The following is an 18,935-nucleotide window of genomic DNA, read 5'->3' on the forward strand; positions in this document are numbered from 1 at the left end:
TGTTTTTAAACCTTCTTTAAACTATGAAACGTAATCATTTACTCTTCGGAACCGCTTTAATGGTATCACTGTCTTCCGGTTCTGCCTTTGCTCAATTATTAAGTAACTATGCTCCGGCAGCCGTTGGTGTTCCTAGCCTGACTGGTGGCGAGCGCAATACACTGGTAAAACTTGGTCTTCCCGTTAACCTGTTAGGACAACTTTTAATTTCAGGGGATGACAATACCTACACTGGTTTTAGTGCTGGAGAAAACCTCACCTCGGGTAATAACAATACATTCTATGGCTCACGGGCGGGTCAGAACGTGTCGAGTGGTGATGAGAATACATTCATCGGTGCGTTGACGGGCCTGAACAGCACGGGACGGGCTAATACCTTGCTCGGTTATGCCGCCGGAAACAGTATGACGACCGCCAACTTCAATACTTTTATTGGTGATCAGGCAGGTCGTGCTACTACCACTGGCGGTAGTAATTTTATGATGGGAACGAATGCGGGCCAGAACAACGTAACTGGGCAGGCTAACTTCTTCCTGGGTGATAACACAGGGGGGGGGAACACGGGCGGTAGCTTCAACGTATATCTGGGTCAGAACGCTGGTAACGGCACTAATGTAAACGGTGATAACAACACTGCGATCGGTTTTGAAACAGGCCGTGCCAACGCGGCTGGTATCAATAATACCTTCGTTGGTTTCCGGGCTGATGCCGGAGCTGCCGGTTTACAAAATGCAACGGCCATTGGTAACAACGCCCGGGTCAATATCTCTAACGCCGTGGTATTAGGCAATGGCGCAAACGTAGGTATCGGTAACTCAGCTCCCTCGGCTCGTCTGCACGTAACAACGGGCGTAGCCAATCAGTCAGGGCTGCGTCTGGAAAACCTGACCAGTGCTTCACCGGCCAGCGCTTCCAACCAGACCAAGTTCCTGACCGTCGATGCATCAGGTAATGTTATTTTAGGATCTCCTGCGAGCAGTGGTCGCGAAGCTGCTACGGAAGCTTTCTGGCAGAAGAATGACGCCGGCCTGCTTCAGGCGCCTAACGCAGATGCGGTGGTAATTGGTAAAAACCTGAAGAGCACACCGGCTGGCTATCGGCTGTTTGTGGCTGATGGTATCCTGACCGAGAAAGTGAAAGTGGCCGTCAAGAACTCATCCGACTGGTCGGACTACGTGTTCGCGGATGATTACAAACTACGTTCGCTGGAGTCAGTAGAGGCATTCGTGAAAGCCAACAAGCACCTGCCGGGCGTTCCCTCGGCGGAGCAGGTGGTCAGCGAAGGCGTAGACATGGCCAAGATGGACGCCAAACTCCTGGAGAAGATCGAGGAACTGACGCTGTATATGATTCAGCTGAAAAAGGACAGCGACCGTCGGATTAACCAACTGGAAAAAGAAAACCAGGAGCTGAAGCAACTCATCAAAGAACGTCGCTAAAAGCCGAACTAAAATACGCTTTCAAACGACCGGGTAGTTGTCCCGGTCGTTTGTTTTTTGGTTATTGCTACGAAATCAATGTGCGCTCAACTTGCTCGAAGCCGATAAACTTACCCGATCGTTTGATGAAGTGGCTGCTGTCCGGAACGTATCATTTCGGCTGGAGCCGGGTCAGATTATGGCGCTCGTGGGGGCCAGTGGGTCCGGCAAAAGTACACTATTGAGCCTGCTGGCGGGACTGACGGATGCCGACGCCGGTGAGGTTCGACTTAACCATGAACGGGTGCCCGGTCCTTCGGAAGTGCTTGTGCCGGGTCATCCGGCGATCCGGTTGGTTCACCAGGAATACCAGCTTATGCCCAACGTATCGGTTCGTCAGAACATCGCGTATGCCGTCCGGTATTACGAACCGGCGTACCGCGATTTTCGGGTCAACGAACTGCTGAAACGGTGCCACCTGACCGACGTGCAGGATCGCTTGCCACGGCAGATTTCCGGTGGCGAAAAGCAACGGACGGCCATTGCTCGGGCGGTAGCCGATAAACCAGCGGTACTGCTTCTGGACGAGCCTTTTAGCCACCTCGATTTGCCGAATCGGCAAATCGTGAGGGATATGGTGTTTGCCCTCGTCCGACAGGAGCAGACAGCCTGCCTGTTCGTTACCCACGATGCAACCGATGCGCTTTCTATTGCCGGCTCCCTGGGTATTTTACGGCATGGCCGACTCATTCAACTGGATTCACCAATTGCGGTCTATCGACGGCCTGTTACCGCCTATGCTGCCCGGATGACGGGTACTGTCAACGTAATTCGCGCCAAACACCTGCCTGCCCTCGGGGTATCGTCAACCAAACCGGCTGATGCCCTTTGCCTGATCCGTCCCGAATCGGTTCGGCTGGCTGAAACCGGGGTTATGGCTACCATTCGGGCGGTTTTTTTCAAAGGAGTCCATTACGAGGTCGAAGCGGAAGTCTCGCGCTACGTATGCCTCCGAACGCTAACTACGCAGGATGGTTTACAACCCGGACAGGTCATACACCTGGAACTTGACCCATCGGCCATTTGGTGGGTAAACGAGTAAACGACTAACCTTCCGGCTGCTTTGCGGTTTATACAGTAAGCAATCTGAAACGTTATGGAAAAGAAACAAAGCGCCGGACAGGAATATCACGGCAAGGAAGAATCAAAAGGAAACAATGGGTTTTTGGTCAGTGAAAAAACCGAAAACGTAAGCATCGATGCCGACAAAGTGGATGCAGAAGATCACTCAGTCGGATCCATCAACGGGTCGGAGGTAGACGATTACCTCGGCAAGACCAAGAAAGAAGGAGCGGATAAAGAAGAATAGGAGAAAAGGAGGAGAGGGAGAAAAGGAAGAGGGGGATGAAAGGAAGAAGGAAGTGTTGTTCCCTCTTTTCCCTTTCATCCCCCTCCTCCTTTTCTTCCTTCTTATAACAACCGTTTGATGAGTTGATCGACCGAGATTCCTTCTGCTTCAGCCTTGAAGTTACGCACCACCCGGTGACGCAGGATCGGCATGGCAACTGCCCGCACATCTTCAATGTCGGGTGAGTATTTGCCGTTCAGCAGGGCATTGCATTTGGCGGCCAGAATCAGGGCCTGCGATGCCCGCGGCCCGGCACCCCATTCCAGATACTGGTTTGCATCATTCGCTGCCAGTTCGGTGTTAGGCCGGGTTTTGTGAACCAGCTTGACGGCATATTCCACTACGTTGTCAACGACCGGTACTCGCCGGACCAGTTGCTGAAAATCCCGGATTTCTTCGCCGGTAATGACGCGCTGCACCTGATGCCGATGGTCAGAAGTGGTGCTTTTGACAATATCCAGCTCCGACTGATACGACGGATAGTCTAGGTAAATATTAAACATGAACCGGTCCAGCTGGGCTTCCGGCAGCGGATACGTACCTTCCTGTTCGATCGGGTTCTGCGTAGCGAGTACGAAAAACGGACGACCAAGCGAATACTTTTGTCCCGCGATGGTCACGGCGTATTCCTGCATCGCTTCCAGCAAAGCCGACTGTGTTTTGGGGGGCGTCCGGTTGATTTCATCGGCCAGGATGATGTTGGCAAACACCGGCCCTTTGATGAATTTGAAATTACGTTCCTGGTCGAGGGTTTCGGAGCCCAGAATGTCCGACGGCATCAGGTCGGGCGTGAACTGGATCCGGTTGAAATCCAGATCCAGGGCTCCGGCAATGGTCTGAATCAGCAGTGTTTTGGCCAGCCCCGGCACACCAACCAGCAGACAGTGCCCCTGGCAGAAAATGGCCGTCAGCAACAAACGCACGGTGTCGTCCTGCCCAATGACTACTTTGGAGATTTCGTTTTTGAGTTTTTTATACGATTCTGTTAAGGCTTCGGCAGCCGCGACATCCGATGAGTAGGTCACAAATAAAACGTTTAAAGGTTTACGGTTTTAAAAATAGGATTTCCGGTCTCAGTTTCACAAATAAAGCGGAAACCGACGAATCAATACCGGAAAACTATTCACCGCCCCCGCCGGTGCCGGCTGCACTAGCCTGCGAGGTGCCAAAAATCCGGCAACCCTGGTATTCGGGATCAACGGTAATGTACACGTCACCCACCGATTTACGGAACCAGTCGTCGATGGCGCGGTTCTTTTTGTTGGTCAGGACGATATTCTGAAGCTTTTCAAAGTCAAGCTTAAAGTCGGCCGTGTGGGGTTGTACTTTGCTTTTGAAGTACAGAATACGTACCGCACTTTTCCCGTCTTCGGTCCGGTAGGGTAGCGGAGCCGAAACGCTGCCTACCGTCATGGTATCGAGCAGCGTGAACAGCGAGTACTCCATAGAGCCATCCATCGCCAGACGGCTACTGCCTGACTGCGGATCGCGGAGGAGCCCACCCGCATCGGCCGATGTTTTGTCTTCCGAAAAATCACGGGCGGCCTTTTCAAACTTGACGGAATCCACCTTGATCAACGTCCGCAGGCTGTCGAGAAAATGAGTTGGTTCGCTGGTATCCAACCGGTTGTAATCGGGCCGTAGCAGGATGTGCCGGGCATGGTATTCAGCACCGCGGGTGTCCAGCAACTGGATCAGGTGCAGACCAAACTCCGATTCAACCACGTCCGACATTTCGTTGGGTTTGAGTTTCAAAGCGGCTCCTTCGAAAGGCGCCACCATCATACCCCGTTTGGCGTAGCCCAGGTCACCGCCGTTCTGGGCAGAGCCCACGTCTTCGGAAAATTCTTTAGCCAGCGCGGCAAAGTCCTCACCCGCCTGAACCCGCTTTTTGATGTCGAGCAACCGCTGTCGAAGGGCGTCTTTCTGTTCCTTAGTCGGCTTGGCGTAACGCACAATCTGCCCCACTTCCACTTCGGCGGGCATGTAGGGCAGGCTGTCTTTCGGAATGGCGTCAAAGAACTTACGAACCTCGCGAGGGGTCACCTTCATGTCGTCCGTAATTTTCTGTTGCATTTTCTGCACCACTTTCTGATCTTTCACCTGCTGCCGCAGTTCGCTCTTGAGCATCTCAAGGCTCTTACCGTAGGCTTCCACAATGTTCTTCTCGGAGCCGAACTGCTGGATCATGTACGACATCCGGGCGTCAAGTTCGCTGTCCACCAGTTTGTCGTCTACCACAACCGAATCAATATCGGCTTTGGCCAGCATCATTTTGTTGATGACCAGGCTTTCGAGCAACTGACATTTTTGCGGGGGCGTCTGGTTCTGGCCGACGTATGACTGGTAAGCCTCTTCGAGGTCAGACTTAAGGACGTAGTAGTTATCGACCTTCGCCACGATTTTATTAAGGCTGATACCGCCCTGACCCAGCACTGGCCCGGCGAGTAACCAAACAAACGAGGCAACAAGGCCCTGTATGAGCAATCGTTTCATGTTTTAAAGATAAGCATTGAACGTCAAACGTTCTGATTTTTAAGATTTTTTAAGGCCTTCCGTCTCTTATTTAGCCAGCTTCCGGATTTCGTCTTCGTTAATTCGGGCTGGATATTTCTGCCGCAGCTGAGCCAGCCATTGCTGTTCGAGTATGGACTGGTAATCATTGATGACGGCTCCCCGGGCTTCGTCAAATGTTTTGGCACGGGCCGGCTCAATGCGCGTGATCGTCACGGCTACCGATTTCCCGTTGCGCCTGAGGGTCGTGGTGCCCACCTTCCAGTCCATACCGTCGAGGTACGGGTTGGCTCCGTCGGCAAACGTCCCTTCGGTTATCGAGACAGCTTCTTCGGTTGCCTGGGGCTGCCGGCTGTTGATAACCCGGGCAATATCAGCTTTTGAGGACGTCAGGTACTGGAACGTCACCCGGCGCTGAGCAGCCGCGTCTTTGATACCCGGACGCATACCCTGGTAATCTTTCTCCGTGATGCGGGTCAGCGAGATGCCGTTCTGCTGGAGGTAGTTCACAACCGCCCGGATCCGGCCGGCCGATACCGAGTCTCGTTCGGTGGCGTCGTGCGAGCCACTCACTTCGACAATGTAGTTTGGATTACGTACCATCGCTACCAGAACGTCGAACAGACTTTCGCGTTGCTGGCTGGTCAGGCCCGTTCGGTTCTTGTCGAAGGTCAAGTCCGCAGCCGACCGCCGGAGTTGATACGGGGGGCGACCCGTGAGCATCTCCTGGGTCTGTTTCAGCAGATCGTCGTTCTGGGCTACGATCACCGTAGCCACGGCCCGCTCCGGAAACTGGTATTTGGCTTTGTTCTGTTCAAAATACTGGCGCTGGCCCGTTGAGTCGGCCATGGAACGTTCCCACACATTCTGTTCCATCACCTGCGACAGCAGAACGCCGTCGCGGATTTCGTTCAGCAGCGCGCGAAACTCCGGATACTTTTTTTCCAGATTGGCCTCTTCGACAGCCATCAGCTGGTCGCCGACAAACCGATCGAGCAGCCGGCGCATTGCTACGGCCGGTACGCCTACCACAGGGGCGTCGACGGTCGTCCGGGTATCCCGGCGGGCGGGTTGCTGCCGTTGCCGTACGTAGGCGAAAAAGTCGTTGACCGTATAAACCCGATCGGCTACGGTAACCAGGGGTTTGCCCTGAAGCGTCGGGTCCAGTGGTTCCGTGTAGCGCCATTGACCGCGAAGCAGGCTGCTGTCGGCTTTGGTCAGGGTCGCGTCGATAACCGGCTTGTTTTCCCGGATGGCGTAGTCGTTTTTCAGCTTCTGTACGGTAGCCTGCCGGAGTACTTCCGCCCGGGTATCCGTAGTAACGCGCTGGCGAAGGGCCGGGGCGAGTTCCGCGTACGGTTCGATGCTCCGCCGTTCGACCAGCTTGATGATGTGCCAGCCATAGTTGGTCCGAACCGGTTTTGAATAGCTGCCGGGCGTTGTGAGCGCAAAGGCGGCTTCCTCAAACGCTGGTACCTGCCGGCCGGTTTCGAAGAAGGGCAGGAGCCCGCCGTTCGATTTGGACGTTACGTCGTCGGACACCTCCCGACAAACGGTTTCGAATGATTCCCCCTGCTGCAGGCGGTTGTAGGCCGCGTCGATACGTTCCTGAGCCGCCCGCTGCCCGGCTTCGTCGGCGCTGGGGCTCAGCCGAATCAGAATGTGCGCCACCCGTACTTTACCCCGGCTTGGACGGCGGTCGTTGACTTTAATAAGGTGATAGCCAAAACGCGTCCGAACGGGTGCCGACACGCTACCTACGGGGGTTGCGTAGGCCACTGTTTCGAACGGGTACACTACCGAAAAGGCCGTAAAATAGCCCAGGCCGCCACCGGTCGGCGCTGTGCTTGGATCTTTGGAGTACTCCCGGGCCAGTTTGGCAAAATCTTCACCGGCCACCGCCCGGGTACGTAACGACTGAACCGCCTGGTAGGCCGCCAGGGTATCGGCCGGGGCCGCGTCTTCCACCACGGGAATCAGGATATGAGAGGCATTAACTTCTTCCTGCATCCGTTCGTAGGCTTCCGTAGCCAGTTGTTCAACCAGAACTTTATCGGTCAGGTACGACTGCGAGAGCTGCTTACGGTACGTCTGCATTTCTTCGCGGAAAGCCTCGGTCGTGTCGCGGCCTTCGGCTTCGGCCGCCAGCACCTTCAGTTTCAGGTTGGTGTATAGATCAAGGTAACTCTTGACGTCGGTGCGCTGGGCTGAATCAGCCGAAAGCTGGTTCTTGGTAAACGACTGAAAAAAATCGTCCGTGGTGAAGGATTTGTTGCCCAGGGTAAGAATAACCGGCTGCGGAGGAGCTTGTTGTTGAACAACCGGTGCGGACGTTTTGCAGGCCGTTAGAAACGCAGCCAGCAGGAGACCGCCAGTAAGTTGACGCATACGATACGGAAAGTGGTTGGTATTACGATCAGGTACGTTATAAACACGGATACCCATAAAAACATTCGTTTGCAGTGGCAGAGTGTACTCAATCTACTGCGGTTAAAGAACGATTCAGTTGGGGGCTTATTGGGTTTTAGGGCGGATTTTCATGGTTTTCAGCCGAATGTCGTAGTGCAGTTCGTAGGCGTACCGGTCGCGCAGGTGGCGGCCGCTGAACGTAGCCGGAACCTGAAAGATATGCTCTTTTCTGGCCCTGAGCTCCTGTTCAGACAGCTCGATACTGCTTTGTCCGAGCAGCTCGTCTGAGTCAACCCGGTCGAGCAGGCGGATCCCTACGCCGGCCGCTACCAGTCCCGCCGTTACGTATTTAAGCGGGGTCAGTACCTCGGTAGCCGTCAGCAGCACCGAAGCCGGCAGACTCACTACGTTGTGAATCCGTCGGATCTGTTCAAGCGCCTGCTGCGCCTTTGCGTAATCGTCAACTTCAATCAGAACCAGCGACGCGACGATCTTCCCGTTTTTGGGTACGCTGAGGCTGATGGGTTGTGCCGTACTTAAATTGGCCTGCTGGCCGGTGGCCATCGGTTCGACGCCCCACCCGCCGTTCACCACGGCGACCGGTTTGTTGCGGGCATCGTAGCTCGTGATGGAATACGCCATCATGACCTCGTCGCGACGACTGATCGTTTCTTCCAGATTAACCGCTTTCAGGCTTTGCGGGGCTAGCTCGGCCGTGAGCGGTTTTTGCGAACCGCAGGCACTGAGCAACAGCAGCAGCGTGATGCAGCGTGTGTATCTACCCATGGATTTCGGTAAACTCCTCCACAATCGATTCGCCGGACGACTGATCGCCACTGGTCCACTGCCAGCGTTCGTGCAGCCGAAGCCGCCCGTCGGCCAGGGGCTCGGGCGTGGAATGGCAGCGGCCCGTCATCAGATCGCCGGCCTGGTTGACGTGCTGGTAGCGCATATCCAGACTACCATCCGGCTGAACCGTAGCCAGCAGAAACCCTTTGACGATTGAACCACCGGCGTAGTCGGCCCAGACAATGTTGCCGTCCTGGTGGTAGTGGAACACCGTTTCGGCTCCAACCTCCCCATTCTCGGTGTTGACTACGGATCGAAATCGTTTATTATCGTACATCCTGTTCATTTTAATTCATCCAGTAGCCGGAAGTAGCGCAGTTTTTCGGTATCGACAGCCGTCAGCCCGTAGGCCGACAGGAAGTGGGCATCGTAGCGATTTGTATTCAGTTCATCGGCCAGATCGCGCAGGCAGAGGGCGAGGTCCTGATACCGATCGCCCACCCCCAGCGTACCAACATCAATAAAGCCACTCAGCCGCCAATCGGTCAGGATCAGGTTCGGCAGGCAGAAGTCTCCGTGCGTTACAACCAGATCATCATTAGCCGGTTGTTCGGCATACAACTGTTCCAGAAGCTGGTCCGGTGTGCGGCCCTGGTTTTCGTCGTCGAAATCGTCAGCATCAACCAGCCCACGCTGTACGAGGTCGGCTGCCTCCCGGAGTTTGGTCTCCGTGCGTTGGTTGAACGGGCAGGTGGCCGGGTCCAGGCTGTGCAGCGCCCGCATGCTCGCGGCCAGCGTTTCGGCCAATCGCTTCGGATTGGCTTTCCACGCGTCGGCCGAGGCCGGCAACCCGACCAGTTCCCGAATCAGCAGGTAATCGGTTCCGTCTACCCGGTCGTAGTAAATAACCTCCGGTGCCGGCAGGTAGCCCCGTAGCCAGACTAAAGCATCTGCTTCGGTTTTCAGACCGCCCCAGGGATCAACCGGATTGATTTTCAAGTAAAAATTTTCGGGTCCTTCGATCCGAAACGTTTGTGCCGACGACATACCCAGCGTGTCAGCCTGCCAGCTTGTGTTCTGGAGCAGTCGCTGCAACTCGGTTGGTAGCGGGGGCTTGGCCATACGACGGGCGTTTAAACGGCCGGTTCCTGCTGACTCAGGCAATGGAAACTGCCCAGGCCCCAGATGATCTCGGTCGAGTCGATACCGACGATCGTACGGGTAGGAAAGCACTGGCCAATAATGTCGAGCGCCTGCTGGTCTTTGTTGCACCGGAACGTCGGCACAATGACCGAGCCATTGGTGATGAGGAAATTAGCGTAGGAAGCCGGCAGCCGTATGCCGTCGCTCACAACCGGGTCGGGCATGGGTAACTCCACGATGTTGAGCTGTTTGCCGCTGAGCAGCCGCATCGTTTTCAGCTCGTGGTGGATCTCCAGCAGGAACGGGTAGTTGTCGTCGTTCGGATTCGGTTCGTAAGCCGCCAGAACGGTATCTTCGTTCACGAACCGGACCGTGTCGTCGATGTGGCCGTCGGTGTCGTCGCCCACGATGCCTTCTTCGACCCAGAGTACCTGTTGCACCCCGTAGTAATCGCAGAGATACCGCTCAATGTCGGCCTGCGACAGGTGGGCGTTCCGGTTCTGGTTGAGCAGACAGGCCCGGCTGGTCAGCACGGTTCCGGCTCCGTTGAACTCGACGGAACCGCCTTCCATGATGATGCCCCCAGTGGCTGCTGCCGGCGTAACGTAGTCGAGACCGCGGTAATGCGCAATTTCGATCGGGATCAGATCGTCGCGGTCGTAGGGCGGATATTTGTTGCCCCAGGCGTTATAGCCCCAGTTTACGATCATCCGCTGCCTGCGCTCGGGATTGATCAGAAAGGCCGGGCCGTGGTCGCGGCACCACGAATCGTTGGTCGGGTGGGGTAGCAGCGTTATCTTTGACAGATCGGCGTCGGCCGCCAGCAGACGCAGCTTAGCCGCCTGAATAACAATCTCGTTGTGGGCATTGATGCACACCTGTTCACTTTCGGAGATGGCTTTGATGAAGTCGATATAAGCCGGAAACATTAGTTCCTGCCGCTCTGTCGACCACGACGCTTCGGTATGCGGCCAGCTAAGCCAGGTTGCTACGTGTGGGTGCCACTCGGCGGGGAAGAAAAAGCCCTCCTGGGCCGGAATAATTTCTTGATTGGCCGTTTCAGACAATGGCGGTATATTCATGCGGACATTTAAACTACTTCTACAAAAGTACGAAAATTATGTGGCTCACTACCCGAAATCGCTGGTTGTTGGTGCTCGGACTGGTGTTGGGAGCCTACTTGAACGTACAGGCTCAATACGGACATAGACCTTTGTCTGAACTGGATCTACTACGGGTCTGGTATCCGGCCTACAAACCGACGTCGGCCGACATACAGACTACCTATGTGCCGCAACCCAATGCGTACCTCGATCTTGACGACCTGCTCAAAAAAGCCGAAAGCACCGTTAAAATTGAAGCGTTGGTCATCTCGGGAGACGTGCTTCGCAAAGGGGGACTGCAGCGCTTAGGGCGGCTTCCGCACGTACGGGTCTTGACTGTGAACGGGCTGACGGCACCCTTTGCGGATTCGCTGTTTGCGGCCATTACCGGTTGGACAACCCTGGAACGACTGGTTATCGACGTATCGCAGGCGGATCTAACCCGTTCACAAACGGCGCAACCTGTCACGTTGCCGGGTACCATGCAGCGTTTCCCAAAACTGAACGAGTTGCGGATCCGGGGGAATGGTCTGAACTGGGAGCCATCCATTCAGGCGCTGGCCGGGGTGAAAACGCTCCGGCGGCTGGAGGTCGATCACTGGCAGCCCGTCAGCCGTAAGCTGCCCAGCCTGGCTCCCCTGCAGCAGTTGCAGGCGCTGAAGGTAATGGGGCAGGGGTGGCAGGTCGATGCCGAAACCGTAAGGGGGCTGAAGGGATTGACCGAACTCGCTTTCCAGAATGCGCAGGTCGATACCACTACGTTCGAAGCGGCTGTTAATAAGCTGACCGGGCTCGTAAAACTTGAAATAAGCAACAGTCAGTCTCTGCAAAGGCTGGCGTTGAGCGGGCTGAAAAGCCTGAAAATACTAGGACTATATCAAAATCCAGTTCTGACAGTTGACGCGGCTACACTGGCTCACTTACCGAATCTTGAGCAGCTGTACATCCAGAATGCTCAGTCGGTCGATTTGTCGACACTATGCTCGGCCAGTCGGCTACACGTGCTGAATATCGGAGGAAATGGAACGGCGATCCGATTGCCCGATTGCCTGGGTACCCTGACGCAGCTGAACGAACTGCGGTTAGAAAACATCAAACTGGACCGGTTGCCAGCCAGTATCGGTTCGCTTCGCCAATTGCAGAAACTGAATCTGACCAATTGTTCGCTCGATTCGCTGCCCGCGACGATGGGTCAACTGGCGTCCCTGCAAGACTTATTGGTGATGGGTAACCGGCTGCGTCAGATGCCGTTCATCACCAACCTGAAAGAACTGCGTCAATTAAATGTATCTGGTAATCAGCTAACATCCCTGCCGGATGCGATCGACCGGCTGACGCAGCTAAGCACCTTAAACGTTGATCAGAATCAGTTAACACAGCTGCCTGCTGGTATAACGCGCCTGAGCCGACTCAGAAGCCTGGTAATCAGTGGTAATCAGATTAGGAACCTTCCGGATGATCTGGGCAAATTACGGAAGCTGCAAACGCTGTCAATCGGCAGCAACCAGTTAACCGTGCTTCCAAACAGCATTGGCCAACTGGATTCATTACACAATCTATGGATCGGAAAAAATCCGTTGCGAGCGTTACCGGCCAGTCTGGTTCGGCTTAAGAATCTGGCAATTTTACACATCAACGGAACTGAGATAACCGCTTTGCCGGCAGACATCGGTTCGTTGAGACAGCTAACCAACCTGACCATTGAAGGCGTACCACTTACTGAATTACCAGCATCGATTTGTGATCTGACCAACCTGCGCGGGCTAGCCATCTCTGGTACTAAGGTAAGACTACTCCCCGACAACATCGGCGCGTTATCCAAACTTCAGTATGCATCATTGCATAACAACGAACTGATTGCCTTACCTAACAGCATCGGTCAGTGGCAGGACGTAACAAATTTGCATCTCGCCCAGAACAGATTTGAAGGTCTGCCGAATGGAATTGGCCGGTTGACTAAATTGACATCGCTGGTTATCAGCGGAAAAGAGAAAACGACGGAGGGTATGACCGGCGGGTTACAGCAACTGCCCGACAGTCTTGAACACTGCACCCGGCTGAACTACCTGAGCATTCAGAATCAGCCCCAGCTCGACGCCGGGGATGTGTTTCGGAAAGCGGCCCGAATGCCGCAGCTATTCAACCTCGATATCACGAACTGCAACATCAGCCAATTACCGGACCTGCCCTGGAAAGAAGTACCGTGGCTGTCACTGAACGTATCGTTCAATTTACTCACCGAACTACCCGTAGGGCTGCTCGAAGCCCCCAGGCTACAACGAATAGCTGCGCGGGAAAATCGGTTGCCTGAGCCGCTGAATCGTGACTTCCCGAGTCGGGATGCGTTGCGGGTCGCTTTGATAGAAGCCGGTACGTTACCGATGTCGGCCATAGCGAAGCCCAACCGGCAGGTCAGCAATACGTACCAGCAGATGGCCGGTCAGAAGGCGGCCCGACGCGATTGGGAAGGGGCGATGAGCGACCTGCAAAAAGCCATTGATTACATGCCCGATACGACGGTGTCATTGCCCTACGCGCAGCGGGCCGAGATGCATTTCTTCCGCAAAGCGTACCAGGAAGCCCTGGCCGATTTCGATCAGGCGATTCGGTACGCGCCGAACCTGAAGTGGCAGAAGCTGGCCGATTCGTCGTTCGCCAACCTGATGCTGGCTCAGTTCTGGCAGCGGAAATCGGCCGTGCTTGGGGTAACGGGTAAGTATGACGAAGCGCTGTCTGGCATTAACCAGGCAGCAAAGCTATTACCCACTTCGGCAAACGGGCAACTGGCGGCCATCATCCAGATTGATCGCGGCCGGTATCTGACTCTGAAAAACAAGCTGGCCGATGCCGACTCAAGCTACCGGAAGGCAATTCAGGCCTACGAAAAGCTGCCCTATGCGGAACCACCGGTACGGCTGACGATTGTTGAACTGAATCTGCTGACGGGGCAGTACGACCGGGCCCAGCGCGCCATTGCGGCCATTCCCGCCGACCGACTGCAGGGGGGATTTGCTACGTTGAAGGAGTACCTTCAGTCCTGCCTGCTGGTGCTCAAAGGCGATCAGGCCGGTCAGAAAGCGACCGAGCAGCTAACGACTTACCTGGCTAAACACCCGGCACCGATCTATGGCTGGAGCTTTGATCTGTTCGACAACTGGCTGAACCGTACTAAACTGCCCACGGAAAAGGTAACGGCCCTGCGGCAACTGACGGAGGCTACCAAGGAACGACTGGCCAAGCCCCAGTAGTAAGGTTAATCGATCAGTTCCCGAAGTTGATCCACGGTCAGGGTCGTAAAGTCGTCGATAATCAGCACGGCACCGGTGTCGGCCAGTTCCTCGTGGGTGTGGGTGGTGGCCAGCGCTACTACGTGAATGCCTGCCCGCAGTCCGGCTTCAATGCCCGCAAAGGCATCTTCGAACACGATGCAACGAGCTGGTTCAACGCCGGTCTGTTCGGCCGCTTTGAGATAGATCTCCGGATCGGGTTTACCACGCCTGACCATGCTGGCGTCCACAACGGCGTCGAAGTAGGGCCGCAGGTTCAGCCCATCGAGCGTAAAGCTGACATTACTCGCCGGGGCCGACGTACCGACCGCCCTCCGGACATTCTGCGCTTTCAGAGCGTCCAGAAACGGCATCAGGCCCGCGGTAGGCTGAAGGTGGGGTTGATACAGCGCCCGGTAAATCGACTCCTTTTCTTCCGTCAGCGCCGGTAGTTCGTCCGCCGTAATAGGACGCTGGAGCACGTACGCCATGGCATCGGCCGACACGCGGCCGTTGATGTGTTCGATGTACAGGTCCCGGGTAAGCGGAAAATCGCGGAGTTGCGCAAACTGAATCCACGCATTGATGTGAAATTCGGTGTTGTCAATCAGGACGCCGTCCATGTCGAAGAGGACAGCCCAGGGGGCGGTGGTCATGCCGAGGAGCGAATGGTTACGGCCGCAAAGAACGGAATTGTTCGGCAACCGTTTTGGTGGGCGATGAATTAATTGACCCGTTTACAGAACGGAACGGCCCTGGATCAGTTAATCAGGCATGACTACTACATCGCTTCCAGAGGCCATTAATCGACTGCTGGCCGAGGCTCAATTGCCTGAAACAACCCTTCATCAGGTCGTTGAAGAGGTAGCCAACGCGCTCAACGCCGACCGTTGTTTTCTGTACGTCCGTCAACCCGATCAGCACCACGGCCGCATTGCCTTCTGCTGGTGCCGGGACGAAACCATCCCGAACGTTATCCAACCGGATTGGCAGGAGGATACAACCGACTTACCGGAGGATGACCCGTTGTTTAGGGCAGCCATTACGTTGAAACCGTCGGTCTACGTCGATGATGTCGAAACGGCCGGACCGGACGTGCTGAACCGAGAGTTTGAACACAAAACGTTTGGTCACCGGGCCCTGATCCACGCGCACATCACGTGGGAAGGCGAACTCTGGGGCATCCTGCAACCCTGCCTGTTTGGGCAGCCAAGGCACTGGACAGACGATGAAAAACGCCAGATCGAGGCCATTTTGCCGAAGTTGCAGCCGGTAATTGAGCAGTTCGTTCGATAGCTGTCTGTTAAAGCAAAACGCAGCCGGCTAGAAAAACAGCCGGCTGCGTTTTGCATTATTGAAACGTAAGAACCCTTACTTTTCCGCTTTCTCTTCTTTCAGCGTGGACAGGAAGCTTACTACGTCGCGGATTTCGCGCTTCGTGAGCAGGTACTTCATGTCGGGCATGCTGGAGGGTGCGTTCTCCCGTTTGGCGATCTGATCTTTGGCGATTACCTGGTCCGGCTGGTCACCGACCTTCATGACGATTTCCTTGGCGGTTTCATTCTGCACAATACCGCTGACCGTTTTCCCATCTTTCAGTTGCAGCGTGGCGGTACCGAAGCCGGGCGCCAGTCGGGCGCTTGGGTTGATCACGGCTTCCAGTAGCTGCTCCCGCGACAGTCGGCTGGCAACGCCATTCAGGCGCGGGCCGGCGTTGCCTCCAAGATCATCATACGCGTGGCAGCGGATGCACTGGGCCGTCTGGTGGCGGAAGAAAATCCGTCGGCCCTGGTTGGCATCGCCCCCGGAGAGACTACCCTTGTAGGAAGCCAGCAGATCGTCGGGCGATAGCTTAGCACTGATGGCTTTGTAGCGGGCGGTCAACTGGGGCGAACGGGTATTGTTGACGGCCTCTTCCAGTTCCAGGCCGATCTCCGTAGGCAGCGTACCGTTCTCCATTTTCGCCAGTAACTGCTCGAATACCTTTTGGGTGTTGGCCACCGGCAACTTGCCGAGCGTAACGAGGGCGGCCTGTTTTTCTTCCGTGGTGCGGGTGTTGATCACATCGGAAAGCAGTGCCACCATCCGGTCTTTGGCCATGGCCGTTTTGTCGACCAGGTCAAGGGCAGCTACGCGAACGGTTTTTTCGCCGTCGGACAGCGCCTGTTCAATGGCCTTGCCAATGTTCGGGTTCTTCATCGCGGCCAGCGCACGCAGGGCTTCAACCCGAACGGTCGGGTCGCTGTCGCTCTTCAGCCGGTCGAATAACTCGTCGGCCGCGTCGGTGATTTTCAACTTACTGATGGCTTTTACGGCGCTCATCCGTATAGTCAGGTCCGAGTGGGTCAACAGGGTAGTGTACGTACCACCGGCTTTGGCTTTCACTACGTTCGGGTCGCGCTGCACCTCGCCCCGGTAGCGGCCATCAACCCGGTCCAGTACCGATGGCTTGGCCCAGGTGCTGAGGGCGTCCATTGCTTCGGCCCGCATGGCCACCGGATTGCCTTCTTTTTCGGCGTACGTAATCAGGTTTTGCATGGCCGCCGGCGTACCAACCCGCAGGTTTGCGTTGATAGCCCGCCGAATCAGGGCTTCGTTGGTAAAACGGGTCGTAGCCAGCACATTGCCCAGCGCGGGGAGGGCTTCCTTGATGGACAGGTCATCATTGATACCGCGGGCCGCTTCCGTTACAACAAATTCATCCGAATCGGTCAGGAACGCTGCAATGCCCGGATTACTCATCCGACGAAGCGCCACAACGGCCGCAATACGCAGCGCCCGGGATGGGCTTTTCGACAGCGCTACTACCGGTGCTGCTTTCCCAATGCGGGCCAGGGCCAGGCTGCCGGCGTGACGCAGGTACACGTCCTCGTCGTTGTTGGCTTCCAGCATCGCAATGATCGGCTGAACAGCCGGTTCGTATGCAATCCGGCCCAGAGCTTCAGCCGCAAAGAACCGGGCCCGGGCGTTGTTGTCTTTCAAAAGCGGCATCAGAGCCGGGCCGGCTTCCTGGTAGCGAATGTCGCCCAGCCATTTAGCCGCCTGCGCCCGGATTTCCGGATCCGAATCTTTCAGCAGCGGCAACAGGAGCGGAGCGTACTGCTTATCCTTGCGGGCCAGCTGACTGATACCCCAGATGCCGTGTACCCGCGCCAGTTGATTGTCCGTTTGTTTGATCGCGGCCGAAAAGATCGTAGCGCCTTTAGCCCCCCGCTTCGCCAGTTCGAACTGGGCTTTCTGCCGAACCCGCATATCCGGGTTTTTCAGGTAGTCGCCCAACTGATTTTCCGTGGTCTTCGTGAAATCGTCGGCCAGCAGCTTTTTGGTCAGCAGCCGTTCGGCCGAACCGGCTCCATCTTTATCATCCAGTTTCCAGATGCGGCCGTATTCCTTGGTGTCCCAGCCGTTGATCCAGTCCGCTACGTACATGGCGCCGTCCGGACCGAAATCAATGCCGGTAGCCAGTACGTTGCCCAGAATCTTCTTGTGTTCGCCCAGTTCGAACGAAGCGCCCTTGGGCTTCAGCTTGAACGCATGAATACCCGACCGGGCCGGGCTGCCAACAAACTCGCCGATGAAGAACGTATTTTTATATTTCGGACTGAGGGCCGTGCCGGGGTTGTAGAGCATACCCGTCGGGCCGCTCACGAAGTTGGCCAGGGTGGGGGTAAAGTACGCGGCCTGGCCGTCGAAACGGGGTTTGTACATTCCCTCGTCCATCCAGACCTTGTACGTATTGTTGTTCGGGTCGCGGTATTTGCCGTACTGCCAGTTGCTGCGCCAGCCCGTATCCGACCCGTTGACGATGTACACCAGGCGCTCTTTCTCGCCGGGATGGTCGCCGTCGTTGTCTTCGCTGATCAGGTTGCCGTATTCGTCGAACACAAACTCGTGGGTGTTCCGGACGCCGTGGGCAAAAACTTCAAAGTCGCTGCCGTCGGGGTTAGCCCGAACCACGACGCCACTGTTGGGATGCTCCCATTTTTTGCCGTCGGGCCCTTTGCCGTTGAAGCCGATGTCGCCGATCTGCCAGTAGATTTTGCCGTCCGGACCCATTTCAATGCCCGACATACCGTGACCGCTGAAGCCGACGTGAATGCCGTATCCGTGCGAGAGCGACACTTTCTCGTCGGCAATGCCGTCCCCGTTTTTGTCTTTCATGCGCCAGAGGTCCGGCGCTACGGCTACGTACAGATCATTGCCTTCGGCCAGCACGCCCCCGGCCACGTCGGTCACTTCGTCGTGAAAATCCTCGACCACCAGTTGCGACAAATCCGCCACACCATCGCCCGATACGTCTTCGAGCCGGTATATGTGCTCTTTCTCAACGGCCAGGTCACGCCAGTCGTGCGACCCGTCGCCGTTCAGGTCCTTCAGCCATTCGTTCTTTTTGCTGTTGGCCGGCGATAGTACGTTGCGCAGAAACGCGCGCCGGTCTTCCACCGTCTGGAGCCGGTTCGACGGGATTTCCCAGTCCTGATGGCCGCGAATGTCGAACTCGGAGTTTTTCTGCCGGTTGGTACGGGTGTAGAACAGCCGGCCTTTGTCGTCGATGTCGATGGCAATCGGGTCGGCCACCAGCGAATCAACGCCCCATATCTTCAGGGTTAGCCCCTCGGCCAGTTCAGGCGTAACGAGGGCTTCGATGGATTTGGCCAGTTCGGCGGCTTTTTCGGGTGCCATCCGCTTGATACGTTTGCCGATCGGGTCGTCCTGAAAGCTGCCCAGTATGACAAACGGCGAAACGGCCAGGGCAGCGTACCAGGCAATTTTTTTGAGAGAGGGTAACGTTGTAATCGGTTTTTTCATGCGCTACAAAAATCGAGAGCGTGGGTTAACACAGGTTTTATTGGTCAGCCGTGATGGGTCCGGACTCCATGAGCAC

General features: G+C 55.9%; 14 protein-coding genes. 5 read left to right on the forward strand and 9 right to left on the reverse strand.

Features of this window, described 5'->3' with window-relative positions:
- Positions 1-23 precede the first annotated feature (23 nt).
- The 3 genes from DYU11_RS17865 (at position 24) to DYU11_RS17875 (ending at position 2,787) form a co-directional block, all read left to right on the forward strand.
- Positions 24-1,439, forward strand: a complete 1,416-nt coding sequence (locus tag DYU11_RS17865; protein ID WP_229365905.1) for a bZIP transcription factor — start codon at positions 24-26, stop codon at positions 1,437-1,439.
- 64 nt (positions 1,440-1,503) lie between these two features.
- Positions 1,504-2,520, forward strand: a complete 1,017-nt coding sequence (locus tag DYU11_RS17870) for an ABC transporter ATP-binding protein (RefSeq protein ID WP_262697118.1) — start codon at positions 1,504-1,506, stop codon at positions 2,518-2,520.
- Positions 2,521-2,574: 54 nt separating this feature from the next.
- Positions 2,575-2,787 carry a hypothetical protein gene (locus tag DYU11_RS17875; RefSeq protein WP_119669072.1) on the forward strand — a complete coding sequence of 71 codons (213 nt, stop codon included), beginning with the start codon at positions 2,575-2,577 and terminating at the stop codon, positions 2,785-2,787.
- A gap of 101 nt (positions 2,788-2,888) precedes the next feature.
- Here DYU11_RS17875 and DYU11_RS17880 read toward each other — a convergent pair whose 3' ends face one another.
- The 7 genes from DYU11_RS17880 to DYU11_RS17910 form a co-directional block, all read right to left on the reverse strand.
- Positions 2,889-3,851, reverse strand: a complete 963-nt coding sequence (locus tag DYU11_RS17880) for an AAA family ATPase (RefSeq protein ID WP_119669073.1) — start codon at positions 3,849-3,851, stop codon at positions 2,889-2,891.
- Between the two features lie 94 nt (positions 3,852-3,945).
- Entirely contained in the window at positions 3,946-5,322 is a 1,377-nt protein-coding gene (locus DYU11_RS17885) for a peptidylprolyl isomerase (protein ID WP_119669074.1), read from the reverse strand.
- A gap of 66 nt (positions 5,323-5,388) precedes the next feature.
- A complete protein-coding gene (locus tag DYU11_RS17890) occupies positions 5,389-7,728 on the reverse strand; it encodes a peptidylprolyl isomerase (protein WP_119669448.1) in 2,340 nt (779 codons plus the stop codon).
- 126 nt (positions 7,729-7,854) lie between these two features.
- Complete coding sequence (locus DYU11_RS17895) at positions 7,855-8,535, reverse strand: hypothetical protein (RefSeq protein ID WP_119669075.1); 681 nt, start codon at positions 8,533-8,535, stop codon at positions 7,855-7,857.
- Positions 8,528-8,875, reverse strand: a complete 348-nt coding sequence (locus DYU11_RS17900) for an avidin-fold protein (protein WP_374755995.1) — start codon at positions 8,873-8,875, stop codon at positions 8,528-8,530. Before DYU11_RS17900 ends, DYU11_RS17895 begins: the two co-directional genes overlap by 8 nt.
- A gap of 5 nt (positions 8,876-8,880) precedes the next feature.
- On the reverse strand, positions 8,881-9,660 hold the full coding sequence (locus tag DYU11_RS17905) for an APH(3') family aminoglycoside O-phosphotransferase (RefSeq protein ID WP_229365907.1): 780 nt from the start codon (positions 9,658-9,660) through the stop codon (positions 8,881-8,883).
- A gap of 11 nt (positions 9,661-9,671) precedes the next feature.
- Positions 9,672-10,763, reverse strand: a complete 1,092-nt coding sequence (locus DYU11_RS17910; RefSeq protein WP_119669077.1) for an agmatine deiminase family protein — start codon at positions 10,761-10,763, stop codon at positions 9,672-9,674.
- A gap of 38 nt (positions 10,764-10,801) precedes the next feature.
- Here DYU11_RS17910 and DYU11_RS17915 point away from each other — a divergent pair, with 38 nt between their 5' ends.
- Positions 10,802-14,032, forward strand: a complete 3,231-nt coding sequence (locus tag DYU11_RS17915) for a leucine-rich repeat domain-containing protein (RefSeq protein ID WP_158600303.1) — start codon at positions 10,802-10,804, stop codon at positions 14,030-14,032.
- Between the two features lie 5 nt (positions 14,033-14,037).
- Here the strand turns inward: DYU11_RS17915 and DYU11_RS17920 are convergent, their stop codons facing one another.
- Complete coding sequence (locus DYU11_RS17920; RefSeq protein WP_119669079.1) at positions 14,038-14,706, reverse strand: HAD family hydrolase; 669 nt, start codon at positions 14,704-14,706, stop codon at positions 14,038-14,040.
- Between the two features lie 118 nt (positions 14,707-14,824).
- On the opposite strand from DYU11_RS17920, the gene DYU11_RS17925 reads away from it, so the two are divergent.
- A complete protein-coding gene (locus DYU11_RS17925) occupies positions 14,825-15,346 on the forward strand; it encodes a GAF domain-containing protein (protein WP_119669080.1) in 522 nt (173 codons plus the stop codon).
- A 75-nt stretch (positions 15,347-15,421) separates the two neighbouring features.
- On the opposite strand, the gene DYU11_RS17930 is transcribed toward DYU11_RS17925, so the two are convergent.
- Complete coding sequence (locus DYU11_RS17930) at positions 15,422-18,859, reverse strand: HEAT repeat domain-containing protein (RefSeq protein WP_119669081.1); 3,438 nt, start codon at positions 18,857-18,859, stop codon at positions 15,422-15,424.
- Between the last annotated feature and the right edge of the window lie 76 nt (positions 18,860-18,935).

Origin of the sequence: Fibrisoma montanum (assembly GCF_003583365.1) — a bacterium.
Classification (GTDB): domain Bacteria; phylum Bacteroidota; class Bacteroidia; order Cytophagales; family Spirosomataceae; genus Fibrisoma; species Fibrisoma montanum.